A 23,728-nucleotide genomic window follows, 5' to 3' on the forward strand; every position below is an offset into this window, starting at 1 on the left:
CGGGGCGCTTGAGATCAAGATCACAAGCAGATCAAGATCAAGAGCTACTCGCTTCGCATCGTGGTTACCGTGTGCTGCTACAGCCCACAAAGTCTATGCTTATCGAGGCAAGATCAAGCCTTGTTCAGCGCCTGCGCTGCCGCCAGCACGGCATCAACATGCCCCGGCACTTTCACGCCGCGCCATTCCTGGCGCAGCACGCCTTGGCCGTCGATCAGGAAGGTGCTGCGATCCACGCCCAGGTATTCCTTGCCGTACAGCTTCTTCAACTTGATCACATCAAACAGCTGGCAGACCGCTTCGTCTTTATCGCTGATCAGCTCGAAAGGAAATGCTTGTTTGCCCTTGAAGTTCTCGTGGGACTTCACGCTGTCACGCGACACGCCGAACACTTCGGTATTGGCGGCCTTGAACGCGGCGTACTGGTCACGAAAACCCTGGCCTTCGGTGGTGCAGCCAGGGGTGCTGTCTTTCGGGTAAAAGTAGATCACCACTTGCTTGCCCTTTAGGGCTGCGAGGCTGAAGGTCTGGCCGCTGGTGGCCTGGGCCTCGAAATCGGCCACGGGTGTGTCGATGGCTACCGGCATAGAGAAGTACTTCCTTACATTGGGTTCTGTGGGCGCCATGGCTCAATCAAGGCGTCGAGGTTCAGGGCATCGGCGAAATCCAGGAACTGGTCGCGCAGCCAACTGATCTGTACGCCGGCCGGCAGAGTCACGGTAAAGGTGGCATTGAGCATGGTGCCGCCGGTTTGTGGCGCCTGGTAGGTGTCACAGGTCAGGTTTTCCAGTTCGACGTTATGGTCGATAAAGAACTGGCACAGCTCGTTGACGATGTCCGAGCGGTAGGCCGAGCTGACATACGCTACGTACGGCAGGGCCTGGGGGCGGTTTTCCAGGGCGGCGCTGCGTACCACGTTGACGGTGAAGTCATGCTTCTTGGCCAGGCCCGGCAGGCCGGTTTCCAGGCGCGCCAAGGCATCCCAGGAGCCAGAAATCTGCAGGACCAGCGCACTGCACTCGCCATGGCGGGTGAGGCGGGAGGTCACGACGGCGCAGCGGTTCTCATGGCTGGCGCGGCACAGCACGTTGGTCAGCTCCATGGGGTTGGCGCCGAGGGCACTGATAACAAGGAATTGTTCGCGAACTGTGGGGGTGGACATGCAGCCTTCCTAAAGCGATGAGCGGTCGATGCCGTGTGGGCGGTATCGATCAAAGGATCAAGGGTAGCGAAAAGCGTCGCCAAGGGCTAGGAGGTGGCGTTTTCATTGCGTGATCAGCCGGCTTCGGGCGGTGCTTTGGCCCAATGATGGCATTGCCCGACGTTTAGTTGCGCCAGAACGCATCCTCACGCGGTACTTCGCTTGTACAAGCATCTTGGCGCCAGTACCATTACGGCTCTCTTTTTCCGGCAGGAGCGGTTGCATGATTGCGGGCAGTATGGTGGCACTGGTCACACCCATGGATGCACAAGGTCGTCTCGACTGGGACAGCCTGGGCAAACTGGTGGACTTCCACCTGCAAGAGGGCACCAACGCCATTGTGGCGGTCGGCACCACAGGTGAATCGGCCACCCTCGATGTGGAAGAACACATCCAGGTGATCGAGTTCGTGGTCAAGCGCGTGGCGGGTCGCATTGCCGTGATCGCCGGTACGGGCGCCAACTCGACGCGTGAAGCGATCGAGCTGACCAAGAACGCCAAGAAGGCCGGCGCCGACGCTTGCCTGCTGGTAACCCCGTACTACAACAAGCCGACCCAGGAAGGCTTGTACCAGCACTTCAAAGCCATTGCCGAAGCCGTGCAGATCCCGCAGATCCTCTACAATGTGCCGGGCCGCACCGCGTGCGACATGAAGGCCGAGACCGTGATCCGCCTGTCCACCGTGCCGAACATCATCGGCATCAAGGAAGCCACCGGCGACCTGCAGCGCGCCAAGGACATCCTGGCCGGCGTGAGCAACGACTTCCTGGTGTATTCCGGTGACGACGCCACCGCTGTCGAGCTGATCCTGCTGGGTGGCAAGGGCAACATCTCCGTGACTGCCAACGTGGCCCCGCGCGCCATGAGCGATATGTGTGCCGCCGCCATTGCCGGCGATGCAGCCACCGCTCGTGCGATCCACGAGAAGCTGATGCCGCTCAACAAGACACTGTTTATCGAATCCAATCCTATTCCCGTGAAGTGGGCACTGTTTGAGATGGGCCTGATGCCGGACGGTATCCGTCTGCCGCTCACCCGCCTCAGCGAAGCCTGTCACGAACCGCTGCGACAGGCCCTGCGCCAGTCCGGCGTCCTGGTTTAATTGAGGAAGCACTACGCATGAAGCGATTGGCCGGACTTTCCGCACTTGCCTTGATTATCTCCAGCACCAGTGGCTGCGGTTGGGTATGGGGCCCGGAAGGCTACTTCCGTGACCGCGGCAGCGATTACCTGGAAGCGCAAGCAACCAAACCGATGCAACTGCCGCCTGATGTCAATGTCGCCAAGCGCCTTGACCCGTTGCTGCCGATCCCACGCAACGTCGCCGACGACACGGTCAAGGGTGAGTACGTAGTGCCGCGCCCACAGCCGATCATGGCCGTGGCCGATGCCAGCGACTACAGCCTGCAAAAAAGCGGCGATAACCGCTGGATCGTGGCTCAGCGTCCACCTGCCGAAGTCTGGCCGGTGGCGGTGCAGTTCTTCCAGGACAACGGTTTCCGCCTTGACCAGCAGCGCCCGCAAACCGGTGAGTTCACCACCGCGTGGCAGCAAGGTCGTGAGCTGTCTGCCAACATGGCCCAGCGCCTGCTGGCGGGCGGTGTAGCCGCCGACAGCGAAGCCCGTGTGCGTGTGCGCATCGAGCCTGGCGTGCAGCGCAACACCAGCGAAGTCTATGTAGTCAGTGCCGAACGGCCTGCCGGCAGCACGGCCAACGTCGATTTCACCCCGCGCTCGGTCAACACCGGCGTGGACGCCGCGCTGGTCGACGAGATGCTGGCCAGCATGAGCCGTATCTCCGAGAAGGGCGGTTCCGTTTCCCTGCTCGCCGCCCGTGATTACGACACCCCTAGCCGCGTCAGCCTCACCGAAGACGGCAGCGGCAACGTCGTGCTGAACCTGGGTGAAGACCTCGACCGCGCCTGGGCCAGTGTTGGCCGCGCGTTGGAGCAGGGCCCTTGGCGCGTTGAAGACATCAACCGCAGCCTGGGCCTGTACTACATCAACGTGGCTGAAAAGGCCGAGAAGAAAGACGACGAGCCAGGTTTCTTCGGCAAATTGTTCGGCAGCGCGCCGACCAAGGAAGAGATCGAAACCCGTGCCGAGCGTTACCAGGTTCGTTTGAGCAAGGTGGGCGAAAGCGTGCAAGTCACCGTCGAGAAGAACATCAACACCGTCGCGCCAGCTGAAACAGCGCGCAAAGTGTTGGGCGTGATTCAAGACAACCTGGGCTGATCCCATGCGTTTTGCCGTTCTCGGCAGCGGTAGCCAAGGGAACGGTACGCTGGTCGCCCATGATGACACGTACGTGCTGGTCGATTGTGGTTTCTCCCTGCGCGAAACCGAGCGGCGCCTGTTGCGCCTGGGGGTTCACCCCACGCAACTGAGCGCGATTCTGGTAACCCACGAACATGCCGACCATGTGCATGGCGTGGGTTTGCTGTCTCGGCGCTACAATTTACCGGTGTACTTGAGTCGCGGCACGTTGCGCGGGATGCGCAAACCCATTGAGCCTGCTGGCTTCCTGGCCGGTGGTGAGCAACTGCAAATTGGCGCCCTGAGCATCAATGTTGTTGCGGTTGCTCATGATGCCCAGGAGCCGACGCAATATGTATTCAGTGACGGTGAGCGGCGCTTCGGTGTGCTCACCGATCTGGGTTCTTATTGCGCCAAGGTGCTGGAGGGTTACCGGGATCTCGATGCCTTGATGATCGAGTCCAACCACTGCCGAGACCTGCTGGCACGCGGTCATTACCCTTACTTTCTCAAGCAGCGGGTGGGCGGCGAGCTGGGACATTTGAACAACCACCAGGCCGCATACCTGGTGTATGAGTTGGGCTGGCAAGACCTGCAACACCTGGTCCTGGCTCACCTCAGCAGCAAGAACAACCTGCCGACGCTTGCCCGGCAATGTTTTGTCGACACTCTAGGGTGCGACCCGGACTGGCTGCAACTGGCCGATCAAGATTCAGGGCTCGACTGGCGACACATCGCCTAGCCCACCTTACTCAAAGCGGAGCCCATCATGGAAAAACGTGAAGAACTCTACCGCGGCAAAGCCAAGTCGGTGTACAAGACCGACGACGCCAACCGCCTGATCCTGCTGTTTCGCAACGACACCTCGGCGTTCGACGGCAAGCGCATCGAACAGCTTGACCGCAAAGGCATGGTGAACAACAAGTTCAACGCCTTCATCATGCAGAAACTCGAAGCGGCCGGTATCCCGACCCAATTCGACAAACTGCTGGGCGACAACGAATGCCTGGTCAAGAAGCTCGACATGATCCCGGTGGAATGCGTCGTGCGTAACTACGCCGCCGGCAGCCTGGTCAAGCGTTTGGGCGTGGAAGAGGGCCTCAAGCTCAACCCTTACACCTTCGAACTGTTCCTGAAGGACGACGCCAAGGGCGACCCGTTCATCAACGAATCCCACGTCGTGGCGTTCGGCTGGGGCACTGCTGAGCAGCTGACGCGCATGAAGGAGTTGTCCCTCAAGGTCAACGACGTGCTGAGCAAGCTGTTCGACGATGCAGGCCTGTTGCTGGTGGACTTCAAACTCGAATTCGGCGTATTCCACGACGGCTCCATCGTCCTGGGCGACGAATTCAGCCCGGACGGCTGCCGCCTGTGGGACAAGGACACCAAGAAGAAGATGGACAAAGACCGCTTCCGCCAAGGCCTCGGTGACGTGATCGAAGCCTACGAAGAAGTCGCCAACCGCCTCGGCGTACCGCTGTAATCGACGCAAGCATCTGATAGCACGGAAAAAAATCGCTTCGGCGCTTTGCATCCATCAATCATGCTGTTATGATGCGCGCCGTTGGAGAGATGCCAGAGTGGCCGAATGGGACGGATTCGAAATCCGTTGTACCTTCACCGGTACCTAGGGTTCGAATCCCTATCTCTCCGCCATTACATAGAAAAAGCCCTGTAGCTGAATAAGCTGCGGGGCTTTTTCGTTTCCGGCCGTTATTAACGGCTGCTTCAGGGATTTGTTGTAGTCCTGCCTAGCGCTGTTCAAGGCGCTCAGACGCTTTGCGATAAGCCTGATCACGCTCACGTTTATCAACGGCGACCACGAACACCGTAATTTCCTGATCGATCACTTGATACACCAGCCTGTACCCGTTGCTACGCAGTTTGATCTTGTAGCAGTCAGGCAGGCTATGTAGGCGATTAGCCTCAATACGTGGGTTGTTCAGGATTTCGACTAGCTTCTTTTTGAGTTGCTGACGGAGGGTGTCACCGAGCTTTTGCCATTCCTTCAATGCACGCGCATCAAAATCAAGGCTATAGGTCATCCAAAGAAACCCTCACGCGTTGAGGCGATGCAAGACGCTCACGTACGGTCGCCATCAAGGCTTCATCCTCTTCAGTCATCAGCACAGGCTTAAATGGCAGTTGGCCGCGCTCGGCAACATATTGCAACGCCTGGCGTATCAGTTCGGAAGGGGTGACACCGAGTTTCTCCAGCTCTAAGTAGGCGCGAGTTTTCAGGTCGTCATCGATACGGATGTTGATAGATGCCAAAGGATAACTCCTTGTGTAATGACGTTGGTCATTACATTGGAGCAATCGGGTTTCATTGGCAAGTCTGTCTGGACATACGGCAATCGCTCTCATCTGTTGATCCTACTTTTTGGCCGTCGGCTTCGCCGGGCGCTTTTTATCGGTTTCTTTCACCGTTTCCCTTGGTCTTTTCTTCGCCTCTTGCTCTGTTACGTATTCACCTGTGACCGCATCGCGATATCTTGTTGGCATGTAAGCACCCTTGACAGTATGCCGCCCCGGTGGCGACCTTTTTGAGACTAGCTCGCAGGCTTATGCGCACAAGGATTCCGGTGGGCATTCTGGTTACCAAGCTTTTCCGAAACAGGTGCTTACGTTATGCGGGTTCGGCGGTTTTCGAGCAGGGTTGCGTTGGCTGGGGTAGGGCGCTAACCTTCCGCCGTCGCCCTCATGGCGACCGGTTTTGACAGACTGATTTACAGGTGTACGACCTCCATGCGATTACAGCGTTTCTGCTGTGACGTCGTTTTATGGCGGCTGTGCGTGGGGCATCTTCGGGTGCGCCGGGTCCTGTATACCGGTCTGTCAACCCGCGCACAGCTGCCACCTGATCCTGTTTGACAGCGGGATGTGGCAGTTCCCATTGCATACAGGAGCTACACAATGAGCAATCTCGATTCTGATTCCGAATTTTCCCCGCGTAAAATATTCCATGTAGGCGCCGACGTCGGCACCGAAGAAGCCCTCACAAACGCCACCGAAATCCTGTCATCTGCCCTGCAAACCGCTTACCAATGCGCCGAAGATCCAGTCAGCACACAGTCGCCCGTGATCATGGCCCTGGCTCAATTGATTGAGAACGCGCAAGCCCTGGTGGACGCTGTCCTCGAGCGTGCTTTCCCCACGGCCAAATAAATACCTGCTTCTGAAACGAAAAAATGCCTGCTGAACTCAACGCTCAGCAGGCTTTTTTGTGGCTGCAACTCGGTCAGGCAGGCTGCGCCACCAAGCTGTTGCTCACCTTGCGGCCCAACACCAGCACGGTCGCAAACCCCAACCCCACCAACACAGTGGCCAGGCTCAACAACACCGCGCTGCCCATTTGGTCGACGATCCGTCCACCAAAGAACGAGCCCAGGGCAATGATCACCTGAAACAGCGCCACGAACAGCGGCATGCCTCGTTCCACATCCTTGGGCGCCACCACGAACATCCAGATACTGGCGCAGGCCGGGAAGGCGCCAAAGGCAAAGCCCCAGAGTGCGATCAGCACCACGGCGCCTGTCATACCGGTGGCGAAGTAGGGGAACAGGGCGGTGCTGGTCCCGATCATCAGCGCGACCAGCAGCAAGGTGTTACGCACGCTGCGGTTGGCGGCGAAGCCGGCGAACACATTGCCCAGTACGCCTGCCACGCCATACAGCAGCAACAATGAGCCAATCGCCGGCCCGTCGAAGCCGGAGCTGTTTTTGAAGAACGGCGCCACATAGGTGTACGCAGCAAAGTGCGCCAGGCCGATCAGCAGTACGGCAATCAACCCGACCCGCGCTTGTGGGTTGATAAACAGGGCTGGCAGGTCACGAACCTCAATGGCCTTTTCCGGTTTGAGGCGCGGCAGTAGGAAGACTTGCGCCAGCAGCACTGGCACTCCCACCAGCGCGGTGACCAGAAAGGTCATGCGCCAGCCCATCAGGCCGCTGAGCCAGGTGCCTACGGGCACGCCGAGTACGGTGGCTAGGGTCACGCCCATCATGATGATCGACGTGGCTTTTGCGACGCCGACGCCCTTGGGCGCCAGCCTGCCGCTGAGGGCGATGGCCGTGGCCCAGAAGCCGCCGATGCTGATGCCGAGCAATACACGCCCGAACAGCAGCAGGCTGAAATCGGTGGCAAAGGCCACCACCCCGTTGGCGAGGATCATGACCAGCGTCAGGCCGATCAGCAGATAGCGGCGGTCCATGGCGCCAATGCCAACCGACAGCAACGGCGCGGCAAGGGCCGCCATGATGCCGGGCAGGGTGACCATCAGGCCTGCGTGGCCGGCACTGATGCCCAAGTCGCTGGCGACGTCGTTGAGCACGCCCACCGGCAGAAACTCGCTGGTCACCAGGGCAAAGGCACCCACGGCGACCGAAAGAATCGCCAGCCACTGCTGTTTGACGCTTTGTTGATTATGTTCGGGAAGGCCGTTAGAGGCCTGGCTCGCGCTTGGCATGGTGTGGGATTCCAAGGTGAAAGTCGCCTGAAGTCAGACGCAGGAGAGGGAAGCTGGGGGCGATTATAGGAATCAGTGCTGGCAATCGAGCAGGCGCTCGTTTCGATAGTAATCATCAGTGCTATCGATGTGAGGTTTTAAAGAGCCTTAAATCTGCCGCACAAACGAAAAAGCCCGTCGCTGAGTCAGCTCCGAGCTTTTCCGGTTATGACGATGTTCAAGCCGCAGCGGTGGAGTCTTATTTTAGCTAGCCAATGCATTCAGTACATGGACTGGGTCATTATGGATAGCTTTCAACAATGCCTTTGCTGGTCCGGTAGGTTCACGACGACCCTGCTCCCAGTTACGTAATGTGCCAAGTTGCACATCAATCAGCGCTGCGAATTTAGCCTGGGTCAGCCCTGTCGCCTTACGGATCTCTTTGACTCGCATTGAATCAACATGGAATTCACGAGAAGGTTCGCGTTCTCGGCGCAGGATCTCGTTCATCTCTTGAACGCTTTCCATCAATTCATCAAAAAATCTGCTCATAGCTATCTCCAGTGCTCAATCGCAGCCTTCAGTGACTTGCGCTCGTCGGCAGTCAAGATACGTCGGCCAACCGCCCCAAAAGACACTCAATAAACACCCCCTCCGCCCGGCTCATCTTCTGCTCCCGGTTCCACAACAGGTGAATATCCACATCCGCAATTCCCTCATCCGGCGGCAACCGCCACAGCAGCCCGTTCTTCACATCGTCCGCCACCACATGAGTCGGTAAGCAGCCCAAACCAAACCCCGCAATCACCAATCGCCGCACTTCTTCCAGGCTGGATGATGACGCCACGATCCGCCCGCCGAACCCTTGCTGATCGCGAAAAATCGTCAGCGGCGAGAGCATCCCGCCGATCTGGTCGCTGGTAAAACTCACGAAGTTTTCCGACTGCAAGTCCCCTTCGACCAAGCCTGTGCGTCCGAACAAGGGGTGGTGTTTCCCACAAAAAAACGCATAGCGCTGACGCAGAAACAGATGCTGTTCCAGGCGTGGCTGTGGCCGACGGTTGAGGCTGAGCCCCAGGGTTGCGGTTTTTTCCAGCAGGGCGGCGACGATGTCGGAGCTGCGCATCACTTCGACTTCCAGCTCGACCCGTGGATGCTCGCGATGAAAACCCGCGAGAAAGTCATCGAAAGTGTCGGAATTAATCCGGCTGATCATCAGCAAGCGCACTTTGCCGATCACTTCATCCCCGGGCTTTTGCAGGGCGTTGCTCATCTGCGACACCTGGCCGTACATCTCACCGGCGATCGCGAAGATCTGTTCACCCGCCTCGGTGAGTACAAAGCGTGGGCCGCGACGCGCGATGAGTTGACAGCCCAATTGCTCTTCCAGGCGCTTGAGCGCTTGGCTGATGGCCGGTTGCGTCAGGTGCAGGCGCGCAGCGGCGCGGCTGATGCTCAGTTCCTGGCCGATCACGCGGAAGGTGCGCAGCAGGTTCCAGTCCAGGCGGTCATTGAGCAGGGGGTGAATATCGCGGCGAGATTCGGGCATGGGGTCGCTCGATAATAAGCAGTTCTTATAATCAAGATAATAAATAGAAAATTGACTAATCATAGCCCCAGGCCGAAAAATCGGGCTTAACAAGCGCCACCAGAGCGCACCGGTTTGACCTTCTCCTGCCAAAAAAATAACCAAAGGAGCCAGCCCCATGAAGCCTTCCGCTTCGCCGCAGCCTCGCCGTGCCGCGGCCGCCGCTTTTATCGGCACCATGATCGAGTGGTACGACTTTTACATCTATGCCACCGCTGCGGCGCTGGTGTTCGGTCAGCTGTTCTTCCCCTCAGACGATAAATTGTTCAGCACCATGGCCGCCTTCGGCACCTTCGCCGTGGGCTTTTTCGCGCGACCTTTGGGTGGCGTGGTATTCGGCCATATCGGCGACCGCATCGGGCGCAAGAAGTCCCTGGTGATCACCCTCGTGATGATGGGCGTGGTGACGGTGTGCATCGGCCTGTTGCCGACCTATGCCCAGATCGGCGCTGCGGCCCCGGTGTTGCTGATTTTGCTGCGAGTGGTGCAGGGCATCGCGGTCGGCGGCGAGTGGGGCGGGGCGGTGTTGATGGCCGGGGAACATGCGCCGAAGGGGCGCCGTAACTTCTTTGCATCCTTTGCGCAGTTGGGTAGCCCGGCCGGTTTGATTCTTTCCTTGCTGGCGTTCAGCGCTGTCACCCGTCTGCCGGAAGAAGACCTGCTCAGCTGGGGCTGGCGCCTGCCGTTCCTGGCCAGTGCCTTGCTGCTGGTGGTCGGACTGGCGATTCGCCTGGGTGTGAACGAGTCGCCGGAGTTCCTCGAAGAAAAAGCCCAGGCGGAAAAAGCCCGCGCCATCAAGCAGGACCAAGCCCCCGTACTGGAAGTGCTGAAGACCGCTTGGCGCCCACTGTTGCTGTGCATTGGCGCCAACACGTTGGGCATTGCCGGCGTGTATTTCACCAACACCTTCATGATTGCCTACAGCACTCAGCAATTGGACCTACCGCGATCGCTGATCCTGGAATGCCTGTTCTTCGTGGCCATTATCCAGTTCTGCGTTCAGCCATTGGCCGCCTGGGTGGCAGAGAAGGTCGGCGCTACGCGGTTCCTGTGCGCCATGTGCGTACTGGCAATGGCTTCGCCGTATCCGATGTTCGTCTTGGTCAGCAGCGGCCAGGCGCCCTTGATCATCCTCGGCATTGCCTTGGCGGTGGTGTGCATGGCGTCGTTCTACGCCGTGATCGCGGGTTATGTCAGCGGCCTGTTTGAAACCCGTGTGCGCTATACCGCGATCTCCCTGGCTTACCAGGTATGCGGCGCGTTGGCCGGTGGCTTGACGCCGCTGATCGGCACCTGGCTGGCCCATCAATACCTGGGCCAATGGTGGCCGATGGCGGTGTTCTACAGCGTGATCGCAGGGGTGTCGTTGGTGTGTGTACTCGCTTTGTCACGCCGCCACGCCACGGCTCATCGCCTGGAAATGGCACACAGTTAAGGGAGTCAGCAATGTTGAAGATTAATGGCGAGCGCCTGTGGCATAGCCTGATGGCCATGGCCGAGATCGGCGCGACGGCACGCGGTGGCAGCTGCCGTCTGGCATTGAGCGCCGAAGACAAGGCCGGTCGGGAGCTGTTCAGTCACTGGTGTAAAGCCGCTGGCCTGACGTTGAGCGTGGACGCTATCGGCAACCTGTTCGCTCGCCGCGCGGGTACCGACAATGACGCCGCCCCGGTGATGATGGGCAGCCACCTGGATACCCAGCCCGAAGGCGGACGCTTTGATGGCGTGTACGGCGTGTTGGCTGGCCTGGAGGTGATCCGCAGCCTTGACGACCACGGTATCCAGACACGCAAGCCATTGGAAATTGCGGTGTGGACCAACGAGGAGGGCGCCCGTTTCACCCCGGCCATGCTGGGCTCCGCGGTATTCACCGGCACGCTCGCCCTGGACAAGGCACTGGCCACCGCCGATGTCGACGGTATCAGCGTGGCCGAGGCGTTGCGCACCACCGGCTACAACGGTGAGCGCCCGTTGGGTGGCGCAGTGGATGCGTATTTCGAGGCGCATATCGAGCAAGGCCCGATCCTGGAGGACAACGCCAACAGCATCGGCGTAGTCACCGGTGGTCAAGCGATCCGTTGGCTCGATGTGCGGGTCGAAGGTATGGCCGCGCACGCCGGCACCACGCCGATGCCGTTGCGTAAAGATGCGCTGTACGGCGCGGCGAAAATGATCCAGGCCCTGGAAAACCTCGCTGCCGATTTTGCCCCGCAGGGGCTCACCACTGTGGGTGAACTGAGCATCGCTAAGTCGTCGCGCAACACCATTCCCGGCTTGCTCAATTTTACCGTCGACCTGCGCCATCACCACGACGCCGATATCGACGCCATGGAGCAGCAAGTGCGTGCACGCCTGCAGGCAATCGCGGACAACCGTGGCCTGAGCGTCACCATCACGCCGCACTGGATCAGCCCGGCCACGCCGTTTGACGCCGAGTGCGTGGCCTGCGTGCAGGCTGCGGTTGACGCCTTGGGCTACAGCCAGCAGAACATCGTCAGCGGCGCCGGCCATGATGCGATTCACCTGGCGCGCTATTGCCCCACCGCGATGATCTTCATCCCCTGCGTCGGCGGCCTCAGCCACAACGAAGCCGAAGATGTCTTGCCCGACGATGTACGCCAGGGCACCGACGTGCTGCTCAACGCCGTGTTGAAACGCGCCGGGCGCGTTCATTTCTAAAGGAAACCATGCCCATGTGGGAGCTGGCTTGCCTGCGATAGCGGACTGTCAGAGAACAATGTACTGCCTGATTCACCGCTATCGCAGGCAAGCCAGCTCCCACAGGTTCTGTGTTTATCCAGGAGCAACTCATGAAGACGTTTTTCCACCCCGAACAACTCCTGCATCATCCACGCAGCTACTACTCTCGCGGCCAGATGCGCACGCCCCAGGAGGTTCCCGAGCGTGCGCGCAACCTGCTGCTGGCTGCGCAAACCCTGGGTTTCGATATCCAGCAACCGACCGATTACGGTATGGATCCATTGCTCGCTGTACACGGCGGCGCCTACCTGGCTTTTCTTCAAGAAGCTCACCAGCGCTGGAAAGATATCCCCGAAGACTGGGGCGACGAAGTCATGTCCAACATCTTTGTGCGTGAACCCAATGCCCTGCGCGGCATCCTGGCCCAGGCTGCGCGCTACCTGGCCGATGGCAGTTGCCCGATCGGTGAGCTGACCTGGCGCTCGGCTTATTGGTCAGCCCAGAGCGCCGTTGCCGCAGCGGGTGACATCCTCGATGGCGCACCCGCCGCCTATGCCTTGTGCCGGCCCCCGGGCCATCACGCTCGCTTCGACGCGGCCGGTGGCTTCTGTTACATCAACAATGCGGCCGTGGCTGCGCAAGCGCTGCGCCAAGGTTTCCAGCGTGTCGCCGTGCTCGATACCGATATGCATCACGGGCAGGGCATCCAGGAAATTTTCTACGACCGCGATGACGTGCTGTATGTGTCGATCCACGGCGACCCAACCAACTTCTATCCGGGCGTGGCAGGCTTTGCCGAGGAAAAAGGCAACGGCGTCGGCGAAGGGTACAACCTCAACCTGCCGATGGCCCATGGTTCCAGCGAAGCGGTGTTCTTCGAAAAGCTGGAGCAGGCCCTGGCAGCGGTAAAGAGCTTCTCGGCGGATGTGCTGGTGTTGTCATTGGGCTTTGATATCTACGAGCTGGACCCCCAAAGCAAAGTCGCGGTGACGCGCGAAGGCTTTGCGCGGTTGGGGCAGTACATTCGAGGGCTGGGGTTGCCGTGCCTGATCGTGCAGGAGGGTGGTTATCACCTGGAGACGCTGGACAGTAACGCTCAGGCGTTTTTCAGTACGCCAGCGGCTTGGGAGAAGCGATCAGGCGACTAAGTGCTAAAAGCCTGTTGATCAGTTTTCAGCAGGCTTTTCATACATTGATGGGCGCTCGTTCGGCGGCCGATAACCCGCTGATATGTATGACTCCATATGTGTAACAGGATGATCTCGGCAAACCCTCTCGGCACACATGGCATCCCACCGGCTCCCAGACGATAATGCTCGTCATCTCGACCACTTTGGCCTGCCTCCCGTGATCATCAACTTCGACCTCAACGACCTCCAAGCCTTCCGCGCCGTGGTGGACAAGGGCAGTTTTCGTGGCGCTGCCGAGGCCATCCGTATCTCGCAACCGGCCCTCAGCCGGCGTATCGAAAAGCTCGAATCGGCGCTGGATGTAAAATTGTTCGAACGCACTACGCGGCGGGTCAGCCTGACCATGGTCGGGCGTGCGTTTTTGCCCCAGGTCGAGCGCATGCTGGATGATCTCGACATCGCGCTGATGGGTATCAGCAACGTTGCCTCGACGCGCATGGGGAATGTCACCATCGCCTGCGTGCCGTCTACCGCGTACTACTTCATGCCCCACGTGATCTCCGAATTCCACAAGCTGTATCCGAAGATTCGCCTGCGGGTGTTGGATGCCAGTGCCGGCGAGGTGAGCAATGCGGTGGCCAGCGGCGAGGCGGACTTTGGTGTGAGTTTCAGCGGCAGCCTGGCCGATGAGGTGGAGTTCGAGTTGCTGTTGCAGGAGCGCTACGTGCTGGCCTGTCGGCGTGATCACCCTCTGGCTGAGCGTGACAGCGTGAGCTGGACCGAGGCCTATGAGCATGACTACATCGAGGTGGACAAGACGTCGGGCAACCGCTTCCTGCTCGACCAGGCCCTGCGTGGGGTGCGGGTGAAAAAGCCGAGTATCTGCGAGACGCACCACGTGACCACCATGATCGGGCTGGTGGAGGCGGGGTTGGGCGTAGCGATGGTGCCGTCGATTGCGATGCCGGCGCACACTCACCCGATTCTGGTCAGTGTGCCGCTGGTGGAGCCCCATGTGCTGCGCAATGTGGGCTTGATCAAGCGCCGCGGGCGGACGTTGCCACCGGCGGCGCTGGAGTTGGAGCGTTTGGTGCGGGAGATGCCGTTCCGGTCAGCGTGACACCGAGTCCAGGCCGGTGGATTGCACCTCCGGTTGGGCCTCGGGCGATGCCATGAACTGCAACAGCGCCTTGGCCCGCTCCGGGTGTTCGGCGTTCACAGGAATACCGGCGGCAAAACGGGTAACGGACTGCACGTCTTCCGGGATCTTGCCTACAAACGTTACACCCTTGACCGGCAACAACTCCGCCACTTGCTGCAAGCCGACTTCGTAATCGCCCTTGGCTACCTGCTCGCCCACCGGCACGCGTTCGATCATGGTGCCTTTGGCCGGCATGCCGAGTTTCTTGAACAATTGCTTCTCGACGTACACGCCGCTGGCGCTATCGGAATAGGCCACCGACTTGGCTTTGCTCAGCACAGCCTTGAGCTCGGCATCGGTATTGATCGCAGGTTTGGCTGCACCTTCCTTCACCACCAGGCCGATCCGCGAGTCCGCCAATTCCACGCGGGAGGCGGGGTCGACCTTACCTTGTTTGATCAACTCATCCAGGGCATAGCCGACCATGATCACCACGTCGGCGTGTTCGCCACGGGCCAGACGGTTGGGAATCGCTTCCGGCGCCTTGCCCATGGACGGGCCAAGGATGGTGTCGAGGGTATCCCCGCTTTGCTCGGCGTATTGCGGACCGAGCAATTTATACGCGGCGGTGAAGCCGCCCGAGGTCATGACCTTGAGTTGCTCGGCCTGGGCGGTCAGCGCCAGGGTGCCGAGGACGACAGCGGTGAGGGTCTTGAACAGCGGCTTCATTGCGCGGCCTCCTGCATGACTTGGCCACGGGTGTTGGCGCGGCGATACAACGCCAGGGTCGAACACAAGGCACACAGCGCGGCGAAGATCATCCAGTACGCAGGTGAAGCCTTGTCTTCGGTGATGTGAATGAACCAGGTCGAAATCGCCGGGGTAAAGCCACCGAACACTGCCGTCGCCAGGCTGTAAGCCAGGGAGAAACCCGCCACGCGCACTTCCACCGGCATGATTTCGGTGAGCGCCGGGATCATCGCGCCGTTGTACATGCCATACAGGAACGAGAACCACAGCAGGGTTTCCAGCATGTGTGCAAAGCTGGGGGCGTTGACCACGTAGGACAGCGCTGGATAAGCCGTAAGGACAGTCAGCACCGTCATGGCGATCAGCACCGGTTTACGGCCGAAGCGGTCGCTTAACGTGCCGCCGATCGGCAGCCAGAAAAAGTTCGAAATCGCGACCAGCAAGGTCACCAGCAAGGCGTCCGAGGTGCTCAGGTGCAACACGGTTTTGCCGAAGGTCGGTGCGTACACGGTGATCAGGTAGAACGCGGTGGTGGTCATGGCCACCATCAGCATGCCGCCGATGACTACGGTCCAGTTCTTCACCAAGGTCGCCATCACTTCACGCATGGTCGGGCGATGCTTGCGGTTGGCGAACTCTTCGGTTTCCTGCAGGTTGCGACGCAGCACGAAGATAAACGGAATGATCACGCAACCGACGGCAAACGGAATCCGCCAGCCCCAATCGGCCACCACCGCAGGTTCCATCCACACGTTCAAGCCATAACCCAGGGCTGCGGCGACGACGATGGAGATCTGTTGGCTACCCGACTGCCAGCTGGTGTAGAAGCCTTTACGGCCTGGCGTGGCCATTTCGGACAGGTACACCGACACGCCACCCAGTTCCGCGCCGGCCGAGAAGCCTTGCAGTAGGCGCCCCAACAGCACCAGCAATGGCGCCCATAGGCCGATGGTCTGATAACTCGGTACCAGCACGATCAGCAGCGTACCGCTGGCCATGATCGACAAGGTCACGATCAAGCCTTTGCAACGGCCCACGTCATCGATGTAGGCACCCAGAATAATCGCGCCCAATGGCCGCATCAGGAAGCCCGCGCCGAACACGGCGAAGGTCATCATTAATGACGCAAACTCATTAGCGGCCGGGAAGAACGCGGCAGCGATATAGGTGGCGTAGAAACCGAACAGGAAAAAGTCGAACTGTTCGAGGAAATTGCCCGAAGTCACGCGCAATACCGCGCCTACTTTCGAGGGGGCAGCCGCAGGCCGGGAAGGGGTCGTCATGGTTTTGTGTCTCCAGCGTTCTTTTTAAAGTGCTTGTTTCGCTTAAGACTTGGGATAGTGGCTGACACATTTAGAAATGATAAGTGACAAATTTGGATTGATTGATGTGCGTTGGCTATCAATCTGAGCCAGCTTCAAAACGGCTGCCGTGTTCTATGCTTGAGCCTGGGTCCAATTCTTATCGGCGGAGGTCGCTATGGGGAACGAACAGCAGCACAACAAGCCGGAGCGTGAAGAACCCCGGCAGCCGCGCGAAGACGAAAAACCGCAAACCTGGAAGCATCCGGACGACGGCACCGAGCTTTCCGAACGTGACCAGGAACGTCCGCTAAAACCCTGAGCATCAGGTAAAACGCGGTCTAATTGTGGGAGCGGGCTTGCTCGCGAAGGCGGTGTGTCAGTCAACGGAGTCGTCGGCTGAACCATTGCATTCGCGAGCAAGCCCGCTCCCACATGTTTTACCGTGCACATAGACGCAGGTCCCCAGCCTTCCTAAACTGCCGCTTGTCTTGGGGAAAGGGGCAGGCGCCGATGAATCGCAATGAATTACGCAAGGCCGACATCAACCTGATGGTGGTCTTCGAAGCACTGATGCTCGAGCGCAATGTGACGCGGGTGGCGGAGAAGCTGTTTCTCGGCCAACCGACCATCAGCTCGGCCCTCAACCGCCTGCGTACCCTGTTCAACGACCCCCTGTTTATTCGTGTCGGCCATCGCATGGAGCCTACGGCGCGTGCCGAGGAGATCATTCAGCACCTGTCGCCGGCTTTGGACTCGCTGTCTTCGGCCTTGAGTCTGACCCATGATTTCGACCCGTCCATCAGTACCATGACTTTCCGCATCGGCCTGTCCGATGACGTGGAGTTTGGCCTGCTGCCACCTTTGCTGCGCGCCTTGCGCCAGGAAGCGCCGCAGGTGGTGTTTGTGGTGCAGCATGTGGACTACTGGCGCATTCCAGACCTGCTGGCTTCCGGCGACATTACCGTCGGCATCACCCAGACCCGCGGGCTGCCGGCCAATGCCAAGCGCAAGCTGTTGCGGCACATCCGCCCGTGCCTGCTGCGTGCCGATGCCTCGGATACACCGCTGACCCTCGACGAATATTGCGCACGGCCCCACGTGTTGGTGTCCCACACCGCCAACGTGGCCGGGTTTGCCGATGAGTGGCTGGCAGAGGTGGGCCGCAAACGCCATGTGGTGCTCTCGGTGCCGCAATACAGTTCGTTGCCGGCCTTGCTTGCCGGCACCGACATGATCGCCAGCCTGCCGGATTACACCGCCCAGGCCATGGCTGCCAGCGGAAACCTGTTCTGCGAGCCGTTCCCGTTCGAAACCCCGACCCTGGATTTGTCCATGGTGTGGCTCAGCCACGTTGACACCGACCCGGCGGAACGCTGGATGCGCTCTCGGTTGGAGGCATTCATGAGTGATAGAGGGCTGGTGGCCAAGGCTTGAGGTGTTTTTCCGTGGTATATAGCTAGGCATCTTCCTACAAAAAACTCGGAGAAAAGCATGCCGCACCTGCACTTGGAACACACCGCCAACCTGACGCAACTGGACACCGACAAGGCCCTGTTGCGCCTTAATCATGCGTTGGTGGCCTCCGGTCAGTTCGGCGCCGAGTTCGACATCAAGAGCCGTGCGGTGACGGTCGAGCGTTTTCGGGTCGGCACCGGCCTGGGGGAGCGCGGTTTCGTTGCGGTGCGTTTGGCGTTATTGAGTGGGCGTTCGCCGCAGGTCAAGAAACAACTGTCAGAAAGCCTGCTGGCGGTGCTCCAGGACCTGGGCCCATGGCCCGAAGGTGTGCAGGTACAACTGAGTGTCGAGCTGCTGGATATTGATCGCGATTCCTACAGCAAAATCGCCATCGGCTGACTCACACTACCCCTGTAGGAGCGAGCTTGCTCGCGAAGATCGCTAACGATAACGCGGGGTGCCTGATTCACAGCGGCGCACTCTGGTTCTTCGCGAGCAAGCTCGCTCCTACAACAGGCCTTGGTCCGCGCACACCTTCACCACTTGTTCACGAAACCAGGTATTGGCGCTGTCCTGCCCACTGGTTTCGTTCCACTGCATATCCAGGGTGAAGCCCGGCAACCCATTGGGGGCTTCGCAAACACCGAATGCCGGCGCTGGCGCCAGCAACTTTTGCACACGGCGGGGCAGGGTGACGATGAAGTCGGTGCCGGCAATCATTTTCAATGCCGCGCTGTAGCTGTTGGCACGCGCGATCACCTGGCGCTTGCGGGCCTGGCGGGCGAGCCAGCCGTCGATCATGTTGGTGTCGGAGGTCCAAGGCGTTGGGAATACGTGGCGCCGCTCAACGAAGGATTGCAGGCTGAACGCCGATTCCCTGGGTGCAGAGCGTTGGTCGCACACGCAGACCAAGTCGTCCTCCAACAGCATCTGGGTCTTGAAGTCTTTATGGGCGCGGTGAAAGTGCGGGCCGAAGCAGATCACCAGGTCCAAGCGACCTTCACGCAGGTCGTCGGCGGGGATGTCGGTTTCCAGCTTCTGCACATTGACGATCACCGGCAGGTCGGCATGGTCGAAGCGCTTGAGCAGGCGCGGCAGGATCAACTGTTCGAAATATTCTGGTGCGCACACATTGAAGGTCACCGCCTGTTGGGTCGGGTCGAACGCCTGGCCACCGGCGTGGCACAGGTTGATGCTTTCCAGAATCTTCTGCACATGCTCGTACATGGTGGTGGCCTTGTACGTAGGGCGCATGCCCGCGCGGGTGTTGATAAACAGCTCATCTTCAAAGCTGGTGCGCAGCTTCTTCAGGCTGTAGCTCACAGTGGACTGGCTGACGAACAGCGTTTCGGACACCTCGGTAACGCTGCTCTGGTCGTAGACGGCGATAAACACCATCAAATCCTGCATATCGAGCTTTCTGAGCAAGTTACTGTTTAGCATCGGTTTCGTCCGTAAACCCTTTGTACCGAACTCAGTACAAGACTGAGCAAAATGTTAACGGAACGCTCGTACCAATAGAAAGCTCTGTAGGACGCTTCAATGTTTTGTGTGGGACAAAAAGTGTTTGCAATACGACGTCAGCGGATATGGCGTGCGTAATGCGCCGGGTTGAACCGCATCACGATCAGCAGCATCAGCCCGCTCACAGCCATCAATGACCACCAGGCCCATTCGAAGCTGCCCAACCGGTCGCGGATCATGCCGGCGATCAGCGGCGACAGGCCGGCAATCAGATAACCGATGCCCTGCACGAACGCGGTAAGGCCACCGGCGCGGCGTGGGTTGTCGAGGTGGTCCAGGGACAGGATCAGGCTCATCGGAAACAGGCCGCCAATCCCCAGGCCGAGCAGGCATGGCCACAACAGGCTCCAGTGTTGCGGGCTGAGAATGAGCCCGCAGAAACCCAGGATGATCAGCACCAGCAACACCGCCACCACGCCACGCTTATCCTGGCGGCGGTTGGCGATGGCCGGGGTGACCAGGCCGGAGATCACTTCCATGGCGGTCAAGAAGCCCAGCAGCAAGCCGGCATTCTGTTCACTCCAACCCTGCTCGACGTAGTAGGGCGCCAGCCACGCCAGCACACAGGTGTAGGACGCGGTGCCGAGGCCAAAAAAGATCGCCAGCAACCAGGCGCGGCGATTGCTGAAAAATGCCTCCTGGGGGCCTGAACCGGCTTGAGGCAAGGGCGGCAGGACCGAGCGCTGGGCATACCAGAACACCAGGGCCAGCAACGCCAGCACTGCCCAGATTGCCAGGCCGATACGCCAACTGCCGGTCCGGGCTTGTACCAACGGTGAGAACGAAGCTGCCAGGGCCGCGCCGCCCATGATTGCGGTGACATACAGGCCCATGAACAACGAGACGTTGGCGCTGAACCGCGACTTGATCAGCGCCGGCATCAACGCCTGGATCAGCGCAATGCCCACACCCGCCGCAATGGCACTCACGATCAGCTCCAGTGCCGAATCCAGGAACAGCCGCGACACAGTCGCCAGCCCAATCACCAGCAGCGACAACACAACGCTGCGATGCTCGCCCACGCGCTTGGCCAGGCCCATGCCAAAGAACATCGCCAGGCCCATGGTCATGACCGGCAACATGGTCAGTAAGGCGGCGCTGCTGAAACTTAGCGGCACATCCGCGCGAATTGACGCCAGCAGCGGCCCCACGGCTGCCATCGAGGGGCGCAAGTTGAGGGCGACGAGCACCACGCTGACCATCAGCCATACGGCGGTGGTGGATTTTGCCTGAACGTTTTCCATGGGTTTGCCTTGAATGAACAAGGGCGAATCAGGCCATGCAGCGTGTAGCGGGGCAAATCAGAAAGTCGCAGGGGCTATTGAAAAAATGCGGATGCCGAGTGGGGAGGTAAGCGCGCATTGGGCGTTGGCTGGCGGGCCGCCTTCGCGAGCAAGCCCGCTCCCACAATTTGATCGCGGAGCGTCGGGGAGATATGGGTTGGCTGTCAGGCCGGGATTACAGGCTCGGTAACTCCCACCGCCCCTGGTCGATTTCAAGCAGCGTCGGCCCCTGGCGATCAGCGGCGGCACGTAAAGCAGTGCGCAACGCTTCAATGCCATGGACGCTTTGCGCCGCGCAGCCCAGGGCCTTGGCCACACCGATAAAGTCCGGCGTGTAGATGTCCACACCCACTGGCTCGATATCACGGTTGACCATGTACTTCTTGATCTCTTCATAACCCTGGTTATTCCACAACAGCACGATCACCGGTGTACGCGCCTCCACCGCGCTGGCCAGTTCCGGCAGGGTAAATTGCAGCCCGCCGTCGCCGATCAGGCACACCACCGGTTGGCCATCGCCGCGCCCGAGCCAGGCGCCAATGGCGGCGGGCAGGGCATAACCCAGGGTGCCGTACCCGGTGGAGGCGTTGAACCAGCGGCGTGGATGGTCGAGGTTCAGGGTCAGGTTGCCGCTGTACACCGGTTGAGTGGAGTCGCCCACGAACACCACGCCCGGCAGTTCCTCCAGAACGACGTTGAGAAACCGGGTTTGCGCACGCGTCGCAGCGTCCCACGCAGGTTCCAGCTCGGCCCACAAACGGGCGACGCGTGCGGTGCCCCAATCGGGCGAGCGAGGCGCCAATGGCTGACGGTTCACTTCGGTGAGCAGCGCCTGGGCGGCGATGCGTGCGTCGGCCACTAGCGCAACTTGAGGCGGGTAGTTGCGTACGGTCTGGTCCGGGTCGATATCGATGCGCAGCAGCGTACCGGGAATGTCGAAACCACCGGCGAAGGTGACGTCGTAGTCGGTCTCCGCCAACTCCGTGCCGATCGCCAGCACCACGTCAGCTTCAGCCACCAAGGCACGGGTGGCGGGCAGTGTTTGCGTGGAGCCGATCAGCAGTGGATGCGCGGCGGGCAACAGGCCCTTGGCGTTAATGGTCAAGGCCACGGGCGCGCCGAGGGCTTCTGCGAGACGGGTCAGTTCGGCGGCTGCGTCAATGGCGCCGCCACCGGCCAGGATCAGCGGGCGCTTGGCCGCAGCCAGCCTCTGGCTTATCTGCTGCACGGCCGCCGGTGATGCGCCAGCGCGGGCGACGCTGACAGGCGTGCTGCCCAGCAATGCGTCGGCATTTTCCACCAACACATCCAGGGGAATCTCGATATGCACCGGGCGCGGCCGACCGGCCTGGAACACCGCAAACGCCCGCGCCAGCACACTTGGCAGCTCCGCCGCCGACATCAAGGTGTGGGAGAACGCCGCCACCCCGGCCACCAGCGCGCTCTGGTTCGGCAGCTCATGCAACTTGCCGCGCCCGCCGCCCAGTTGGCTGCGTGACTGCACGCTGGAAATCACCAGCATCGGGATCGAGTCGGCATAGGCCTGACCCATGGCTGTGGTGATATTGGTCATCCCAGGGCCGGTGATGATAAAGCACACCCCCGGCTTGCCGCGGGTACGCGCATAGCCGTCGGCCATGAAGCCGGCGCCCTGTTCGTGGCGCGGGGTGACATGCCGGATGCTGGAGCGCGCCAAGCCCCGGTACAGCTCCACGGTGTGCACGCCGGGGATGCCGAATACGTGGTCCACGCCGTAGCTTTCCAAAAGGTGCACCAATACTTCACCGCAGGTCGCCATACAGGTCGCTCTTGTGAGGGATTCGAAGCGCTATTGGAGCGGTTGGCCGGTGGCGGCAACAATCGATAAAAAGTCATACTCGCCATGTCCTCCCGTCATGGCTGTGCCCCGATGAAACGCCTTCCACCGTTACCTGCGTTGCACACCTTCTGGGTCACGGCTCAGTGCTGCAACTTCACCCATGCCGCCGAACACCTGCACATCACCCAGGGCGCGGTGAGCCGGCAGGTGGCTGGGCTGGAAAGCCAGTTGGGCTACGCGTTGTTCCAGCGCCAGGCGCGGGGCTTGAGCCTGACGCAGGAGGGGCGAGAATGGCTGGCGTGCGCGCAACAGGTGTTCGGCTTGCTCGCTGACGCGGTGGAACACATCGGTGACCGGCGCCGAACCTTGCAGCTCAAAGCGTCAACCTGCGTGATGCGCTGGCTGTTGCCACGCTTGCTGCACTGGCAAAAAGAGCGCCCGGATGTGCCGGTGGAGCTCACCACGACGGTGGCCTATAACGTCGACTTTCGTCGTGAGCCGTTTGACGCGGCGGTGATCTACGGGCCTATCGCCGAGCAGCCGGCCGAGGCGCGGCATCTGTTCGACGAGCGCCTTACGCCGGTCTGCGTGCCTGGGTTGCTGGGCAATTTGCGTACGCCGCAGGATTTGCAGCATCAGGTGTTGTTGCACCCGACCCGAGACGAGCGCGATTGGACGTTGTGGCTCAAGGCTGCCAATGCCTGCTTGAGCGATCCCATCCAACGGCATCACTTCGAAACGTTGGACTTGGCAATGACTGTGGCGTCCCAGGGCACTGGGGTGGCGATGGGCGACAGTGCGCTGATTGGCGAGGATCTGAAGGCGGGGCGGTTGGCGATGCCGTTTGAGCTTCGGGTGTCGACGGGGATGGGGTATTACTTGGCGTATCCGCCGGGGAAGGAACCGTCGGTTGGGTTGGTCGAGCTGATGGATTGGTTGGTCAGTGAGGCCAGTGTGGGATGACAGCCAGCGCCTATCTACCTGACTCGCCGCGATCCAACTGTGGGAGCTGGCTTGCCTGCGATGGCGGCCTGAAAGCCAACGCCTATCTACCAGACAACCCACGATCCAACTGTGTGCGGGCTTGCTCGCGAAGGCGGCCTGGCAGTCAACACAGTTGGACGGGGTAC

General features: G+C 60.2%; 25 protein-coding genes and 1 tRNA gene. 14 read left to right on the forward strand and 12 right to left on the reverse strand.

Annotated features, from left to right (window positions below):
- Positions 1–113: 113 nt before the first annotated feature.
- Together A7K61_RS24060 and A7K61_RS24065 are read right to left on the reverse strand one after the other, a co-directional pair.
- Entirely contained in the window at positions 114–587 is a 474-nt protein-coding gene (locus A7K61_RS24060; protein WP_069558502.1) for a peroxiredoxin, read from the reverse strand.
- 14 nt (positions 588–601) lie between these two features.
- Positions 602–1,162, reverse strand: a complete 561-nt coding sequence (locus A7K61_RS24065) for a glycine cleavage system protein R (RefSeq protein WP_003189463.1) — start codon at positions 1,160–1,162, stop codon at positions 602–604.
- 262 nt (positions 1,163–1,424) lie between these two features.
- Between A7K61_RS24065 and dapA the strand changes: the two genes are divergently transcribed.
- From dapA to A7K61_RS24090, 5 genes are all read left to right on the forward strand, one after another.
- Positions 1,425–2,303 carry a 4-hydroxy-tetrahydrodipicolinate synthase gene (dapA, locus tag A7K61_RS24070; RefSeq protein WP_047710303.1) on the forward strand — a complete coding sequence of 293 codons (879 nt, stop codon included), beginning with the start codon at positions 1,425–1,427 and terminating at the stop codon, positions 2,301–2,303.
- Positions 2,304–2,320: 17 nt separating this feature from the next.
- Positions 2,321–3,436, forward strand: coding sequence for an outer membrane protein assembly factor BamC (bamC, locus tag A7K61_RS24075; protein ID WP_044272801.1), 1,116 nt, complete (start codon positions 2,321–2,323; stop codon positions 3,434–3,436).
- 4 nt (positions 3,437–3,440) lie between these two features.
- Positions 3,441–4,199, forward strand: coding sequence for an MBL fold metallo-hydrolase (locus tag A7K61_RS24080; protein WP_003189469.1), 759 nt, complete (start codon positions 3,441–3,443; stop codon positions 4,197–4,199).
- A 27-nt stretch (positions 4,200–4,226) separates the two neighbouring features.
- Positions 4,227–4,940, forward strand: coding sequence for a phosphoribosylaminoimidazolesuccinocarboxamide synthase (purC, locus tag A7K61_RS24085; protein WP_069558503.1), 714 nt, complete (start codon positions 4,227–4,229; stop codon positions 4,938–4,940).
- Between the two features lie 83 nt (positions 4,941–5,023).
- Positions 5,024–5,113 (forward strand) — tRNA-Ser (locus tag A7K61_RS24090).
- Between the two features lie 95 nt (positions 5,114–5,208).
- Here the strand turns inward: A7K61_RS24090 and A7K61_RS24095 are convergent.
- Both A7K61_RS24095 and A7K61_RS24100 read right to left on the reverse strand, forming a co-directional pair.
- Positions 5,209–5,502 carry a type II toxin-antitoxin system RelE/ParE family toxin gene (locus tag A7K61_RS24095; RefSeq protein ID WP_047710304.1) on the reverse strand — a complete coding sequence of 98 codons (294 nt, stop codon included), beginning with the start codon at positions 5,500–5,502 and terminating at the stop codon, positions 5,209–5,211.
- On the reverse strand, positions 5,492–5,731 hold the full coding sequence (locus A7K61_RS24100) for a type II toxin-antitoxin system RelB/DinJ family antitoxin (protein WP_020301039.1): 240 nt from the start codon (positions 5,729–5,731) through the stop codon (positions 5,492–5,494). Before A7K61_RS24100 ends, A7K61_RS24095 begins: the two co-directional genes overlap by 11 nt.
- A 642-nt stretch (positions 5,732–6,373) precedes the next feature.
- Between A7K61_RS24100 and A7K61_RS24105 the strand changes: the two genes are divergently transcribed.
- Positions 6,374–6,625 carry a DUF6124 family protein gene (locus A7K61_RS24105; protein WP_069558504.1) on the forward strand — a complete coding sequence of 84 codons (252 nt, stop codon included), beginning with the start codon at positions 6,374–6,376 and terminating at the stop codon, positions 6,623–6,625.
- A 73-nt stretch (positions 6,626–6,698) separates the two neighbouring features.
- On the opposite strand, the gene A7K61_RS24110 is transcribed toward A7K61_RS24105, so the two are convergent.
- The 3 genes from A7K61_RS24110 to A7K61_RS24120 form a co-directional block, all read right to left on the reverse strand.
- Positions 6,699–7,925, reverse strand: coding sequence for an MFS transporter (locus tag A7K61_RS24110; protein ID WP_069558505.1), 1,227 nt, complete (start codon positions 7,923–7,925; stop codon positions 6,699–6,701).
- A gap of 243 nt (positions 7,926–8,168) precedes the next feature.
- Entirely contained in the window at positions 8,169–8,456 is a 288-nt protein-coding gene (locus A7K61_RS24115; RefSeq protein ID WP_069558506.1) for a DNA-binding transcriptional regulator, read from the reverse strand.
- 52 nt (positions 8,457–8,508) lie between these two features.
- Positions 8,509–9,453, reverse strand: a complete 945-nt coding sequence (locus tag A7K61_RS24120; protein ID WP_069558507.1) for a LysR family transcriptional regulator — start codon at positions 9,451–9,453, stop codon at positions 8,509–8,511.
- A gap of 157 nt (positions 9,454–9,610) precedes the next feature.
- On the opposite strand from A7K61_RS24120, the gene A7K61_RS24125 reads away from it, so the two are divergent.
- The 4 genes from A7K61_RS24125 (at position 9,611) to A7K61_RS24140 (ending at position 14,442) form a co-directional block, all read left to right on the forward strand.
- Positions 9,611–10,927 (forward strand): MFS transporter, encoded by a 1,317-nt coding sequence (locus tag A7K61_RS24125; protein ID WP_069558508.1) that lies wholly within the window; start codon positions 9,611–9,613, stop codon positions 10,925–10,927.
- Between the two features lie 11 nt (positions 10,928–10,938).
- Positions 10,939–12,171, forward strand: a complete 1,233-nt coding sequence (locus A7K61_RS24130) for a Zn-dependent hydrolase (RefSeq protein ID WP_069558509.1) — start codon at positions 10,939–10,941, stop codon at positions 12,169–12,171.
- A 131-nt stretch (positions 12,172–12,302) separates the two neighbouring features.
- Positions 12,303–13,340: a histone deacetylase family protein gene (locus A7K61_RS24135; RefSeq protein ID WP_069558510.1), complete on the forward strand. Its 1,038-nt coding sequence runs from the start codon at positions 12,303–12,305 to the stop codon at positions 13,338–13,340.
- 199 nt (positions 13,341–13,539) lie between these two features.
- Complete coding sequence (locus A7K61_RS24140) at positions 13,540–14,442, forward strand: LysR family transcriptional regulator (protein WP_069558517.1); 903 nt, start codon at positions 13,540–13,542, stop codon at positions 14,440–14,442.
- On the opposite strand, the gene A7K61_RS24145 is transcribed toward A7K61_RS24140, so the two are convergent.
- Positions 14,434–15,192 (reverse strand): substrate-binding domain-containing protein, encoded by a 759-nt coding sequence (locus A7K61_RS24145; RefSeq protein WP_044272858.1) that lies wholly within the window; start codon positions 15,190–15,192, stop codon positions 14,434–14,436. The two genes, A7K61_RS24140 and A7K61_RS24145, sit on opposite strands and share 9 nt — an antisense overlap.
- Positions 15,189–16,496, reverse strand: coding sequence for an MFS transporter (locus A7K61_RS24150; RefSeq protein ID WP_069558511.1), 1,308 nt, complete (start codon positions 16,494–16,496; stop codon positions 15,189–15,191). The genes A7K61_RS24145 and A7K61_RS24150 overlap by 4 nt, the downstream gene beginning before the upstream one ends.
- A 196-nt stretch (positions 16,497–16,692) precedes the next feature.
- Between A7K61_RS24150 and A7K61_RS33225 the strand changes: the two genes are divergently transcribed.
- The 3 genes from A7K61_RS33225 (at position 16,693) to A7K61_RS24160 (ending at position 18,371) form a co-directional block, all read left to right on the forward strand.
- Positions 16,693–16,836: a hypothetical protein gene (locus tag A7K61_RS33225; RefSeq protein ID WP_003189552.1), complete on the forward strand. Its 144-nt coding sequence runs from the start codon at positions 16,693–16,695 to the stop codon at positions 16,834–16,836.
- Positions 16,837–17,027: 191 nt separating this feature from the next.
- Positions 17,028–17,951, forward strand: coding sequence for a LysR substrate-binding domain-containing protein (locus tag A7K61_RS24155; RefSeq protein ID WP_014717462.1), 924 nt, complete (start codon positions 17,028–17,030; stop codon positions 17,949–17,951).
- A gap of 57 nt (positions 17,952–18,008) precedes the next feature.
- Entirely contained in the window at positions 18,009–18,371 is a 363-nt protein-coding gene (locus A7K61_RS24160) for a 5-carboxymethyl-2-hydroxymuconate Delta-isomerase (protein ID WP_069558512.1), read from the forward strand.
- Positions 18,372–18,479: 108 nt separating this feature from the next.
- Here A7K61_RS24160 and A7K61_RS24165 read toward each other — a convergent pair whose 3' ends face one another.
- From A7K61_RS24165 to A7K61_RS24175, 3 genes are all read right to left on the reverse strand, one after another.
- Complete coding sequence (locus tag A7K61_RS24165; protein WP_069558513.1) at positions 18,480–19,415, reverse strand: LysR family transcriptional regulator; 936 nt, start codon at positions 19,413–19,415, stop codon at positions 18,480–18,482.
- Positions 19,416–19,552: 137 nt separating this feature from the next.
- On the reverse strand, positions 19,553–20,740 hold the full coding sequence (locus tag A7K61_RS24170; RefSeq protein WP_069558514.1) for a cyanate transporter: 1,188 nt from the start codon (positions 20,738–20,740) through the stop codon (positions 19,553–19,555).
- 214 nt (positions 20,741–20,954) lie between these two features.
- Entirely contained in the window at positions 20,955–22,577 is a 1,623-nt protein-coding gene (locus A7K61_RS24175) for a 5-guanidino-2-oxopentanoate decarboxylase (protein ID WP_069558515.1), read from the reverse strand.
- Between the two features lie 111 nt (positions 22,578–22,688).
- On the opposite strand from A7K61_RS24175, the gene A7K61_RS24180 reads away from it, so the two are divergent.
- A complete protein-coding gene (locus A7K61_RS24180; RefSeq protein ID WP_069558516.1) occupies positions 22,689–23,561 on the forward strand; it encodes a LysR substrate-binding domain-containing protein in 873 nt (290 codons plus the stop codon).
- The last annotated feature ends 167 nt before the right edge of the window (positions 23,562–23,728 follow it).

The organism is Pseudomonas sp. AP42, assembly GCF_001728935.1.
Taxonomy (GTDB): domain Bacteria; phylum Pseudomonadota; class Gammaproteobacteria; order Pseudomonadales; family Pseudomonadaceae; genus Aquipseudomonas; species Aquipseudomonas lactis.

Coding starts and splice junctions, on each gene's coding strand:
- A7K61_RS24060 (WP_069558502.1), bottom strand. CDS start 587: ATGCCGGTAGCCATCGACACACCCGTGGCCGATTTCGAGGCCCAGGCC.
- A7K61_RS24065 (WP_003189463.1), bottom strand. CDS start 1,162: ATGTCCACCCCCACAGTTCGCGAACAATTCCTTGTTATCAGTGCCCTC.
- dapA (WP_047710303.1), top strand. CDS start 1,425: ATGATTGCGGGCAGTATGGTGGCACTGGTCACACCCATGGATGCACAA.
- bamC (WP_044272801.1), top strand. CDS start 2,321: ATGAAGCGATTGGCCGGACTTTCCGCACTTGCCTTGATTATCTCCAGC.
- A7K61_RS24080 (WP_003189469.1), top strand. CDS start 3,441: ATGCGTTTTGCCGTTCTCGGCAGCGGTAGCCAAGGGAACGGTACGCTG.
- purC (WP_069558503.1), top strand. CDS start 4,227: ATGGAAAAACGTGAAGAACTCTACCGCGGCAAAGCCAAGTCGGTGTAC.
- A7K61_RS24095 (WP_047710304.1), bottom strand. CDS start 5,502: ATGACCTATAGCCTTGATTTTGATGCGCGTGCATTGAAGGAATGGCAA.
- A7K61_RS24105 (WP_069558504.1), top strand. CDS start 6,374: ATGAGCAATCTCGATTCTGATTCCGAATTTTCCCCGCGTAAAATATTC.
- A7K61_RS24110 (WP_069558505.1), bottom strand. CDS start 7,925: ATGCCAAGCGCGAGCCAGGCCTCTAACGGCCTTCCCGAACATAATCAA.
- A7K61_RS24115 (WP_069558506.1), bottom strand. CDS start 8,456: ATGAGCAGATTTTTTGATGAATTGATGGAAAGCGTTCAAGAGATGAAC.
- A7K61_RS24120 (WP_069558507.1), bottom strand. CDS start 9,453: ATGCCCGAATCTCGCCGCGATATTCACCCCCTGCTCAATGACCGCCTG.
- A7K61_RS24125 (WP_069558508.1), top strand. CDS start 9,611: ATGAAGCCTTCCGCTTCGCCGCAGCCTCGCCGTGCCGCGGCCGCCGCT.
- A7K61_RS24130 (WP_069558509.1), top strand. CDS start 10,939: ATGTTGAAGATTAATGGCGAGCGCCTGTGGCATAGCCTGATGGCCATG.
- A7K61_RS24135 (WP_069558510.1), top strand. CDS start 12,303: ATGAAGACGTTTTTCCACCCCGAACAACTCCTGCATCATCCACGCAGC.
- A7K61_RS24145 (WP_044272858.1), bottom strand. CDS start 15,192: ATGAAGCCGCTGTTCAAGACCCTCACCGCTGTCGTCCTCGGCACCCTG.
- A7K61_RS24150 (WP_069558511.1), bottom strand. CDS start 16,496: ATGACGACCCCTTCCCGGCCTGCGGCTGCCCCCTCGAAAGTAGGCGCG.
- A7K61_RS33225 (WP_003189552.1), top strand. CDS start 16,693: ATGGGGAACGAACAGCAGCACAACAAGCCGGAGCGTGAAGAACCCCGG.
- A7K61_RS24155 (WP_014717462.1), top strand. CDS start 17,028: ATGAATCGCAATGAATTACGCAAGGCCGACATCAACCTGATGGTGGTC.
- A7K61_RS24160 (WP_069558512.1), top strand. CDS start 18,009: ATGCCGCACCTGCACTTGGAACACACCGCCAACCTGACGCAACTGGAC.
- A7K61_RS24165 (WP_069558513.1), bottom strand. CDS start 19,415: ATGCTAAACAGTAACTTGCTCAGAAAGCTCGATATGCAGGATTTGATG.
- A7K61_RS24170 (WP_069558514.1), bottom strand. CDS start 20,740: ATGGAAAACGTTCAGGCAAAATCCACCACCGCCGTATGGCTGATGGTC.
- A7K61_RS24175 (WP_069558515.1), bottom strand. CDS start 22,577: ATGGCGACCTGCGGTGAAGTATTGGTGCACCTTTTGGAAAGCTACGGC.
- A7K61_RS24180 (WP_069558516.1), top strand. CDS start 22,689: ATGAAACGCCTTCCACCGTTACCTGCGTTGCACACCTTCTGGGTCACG.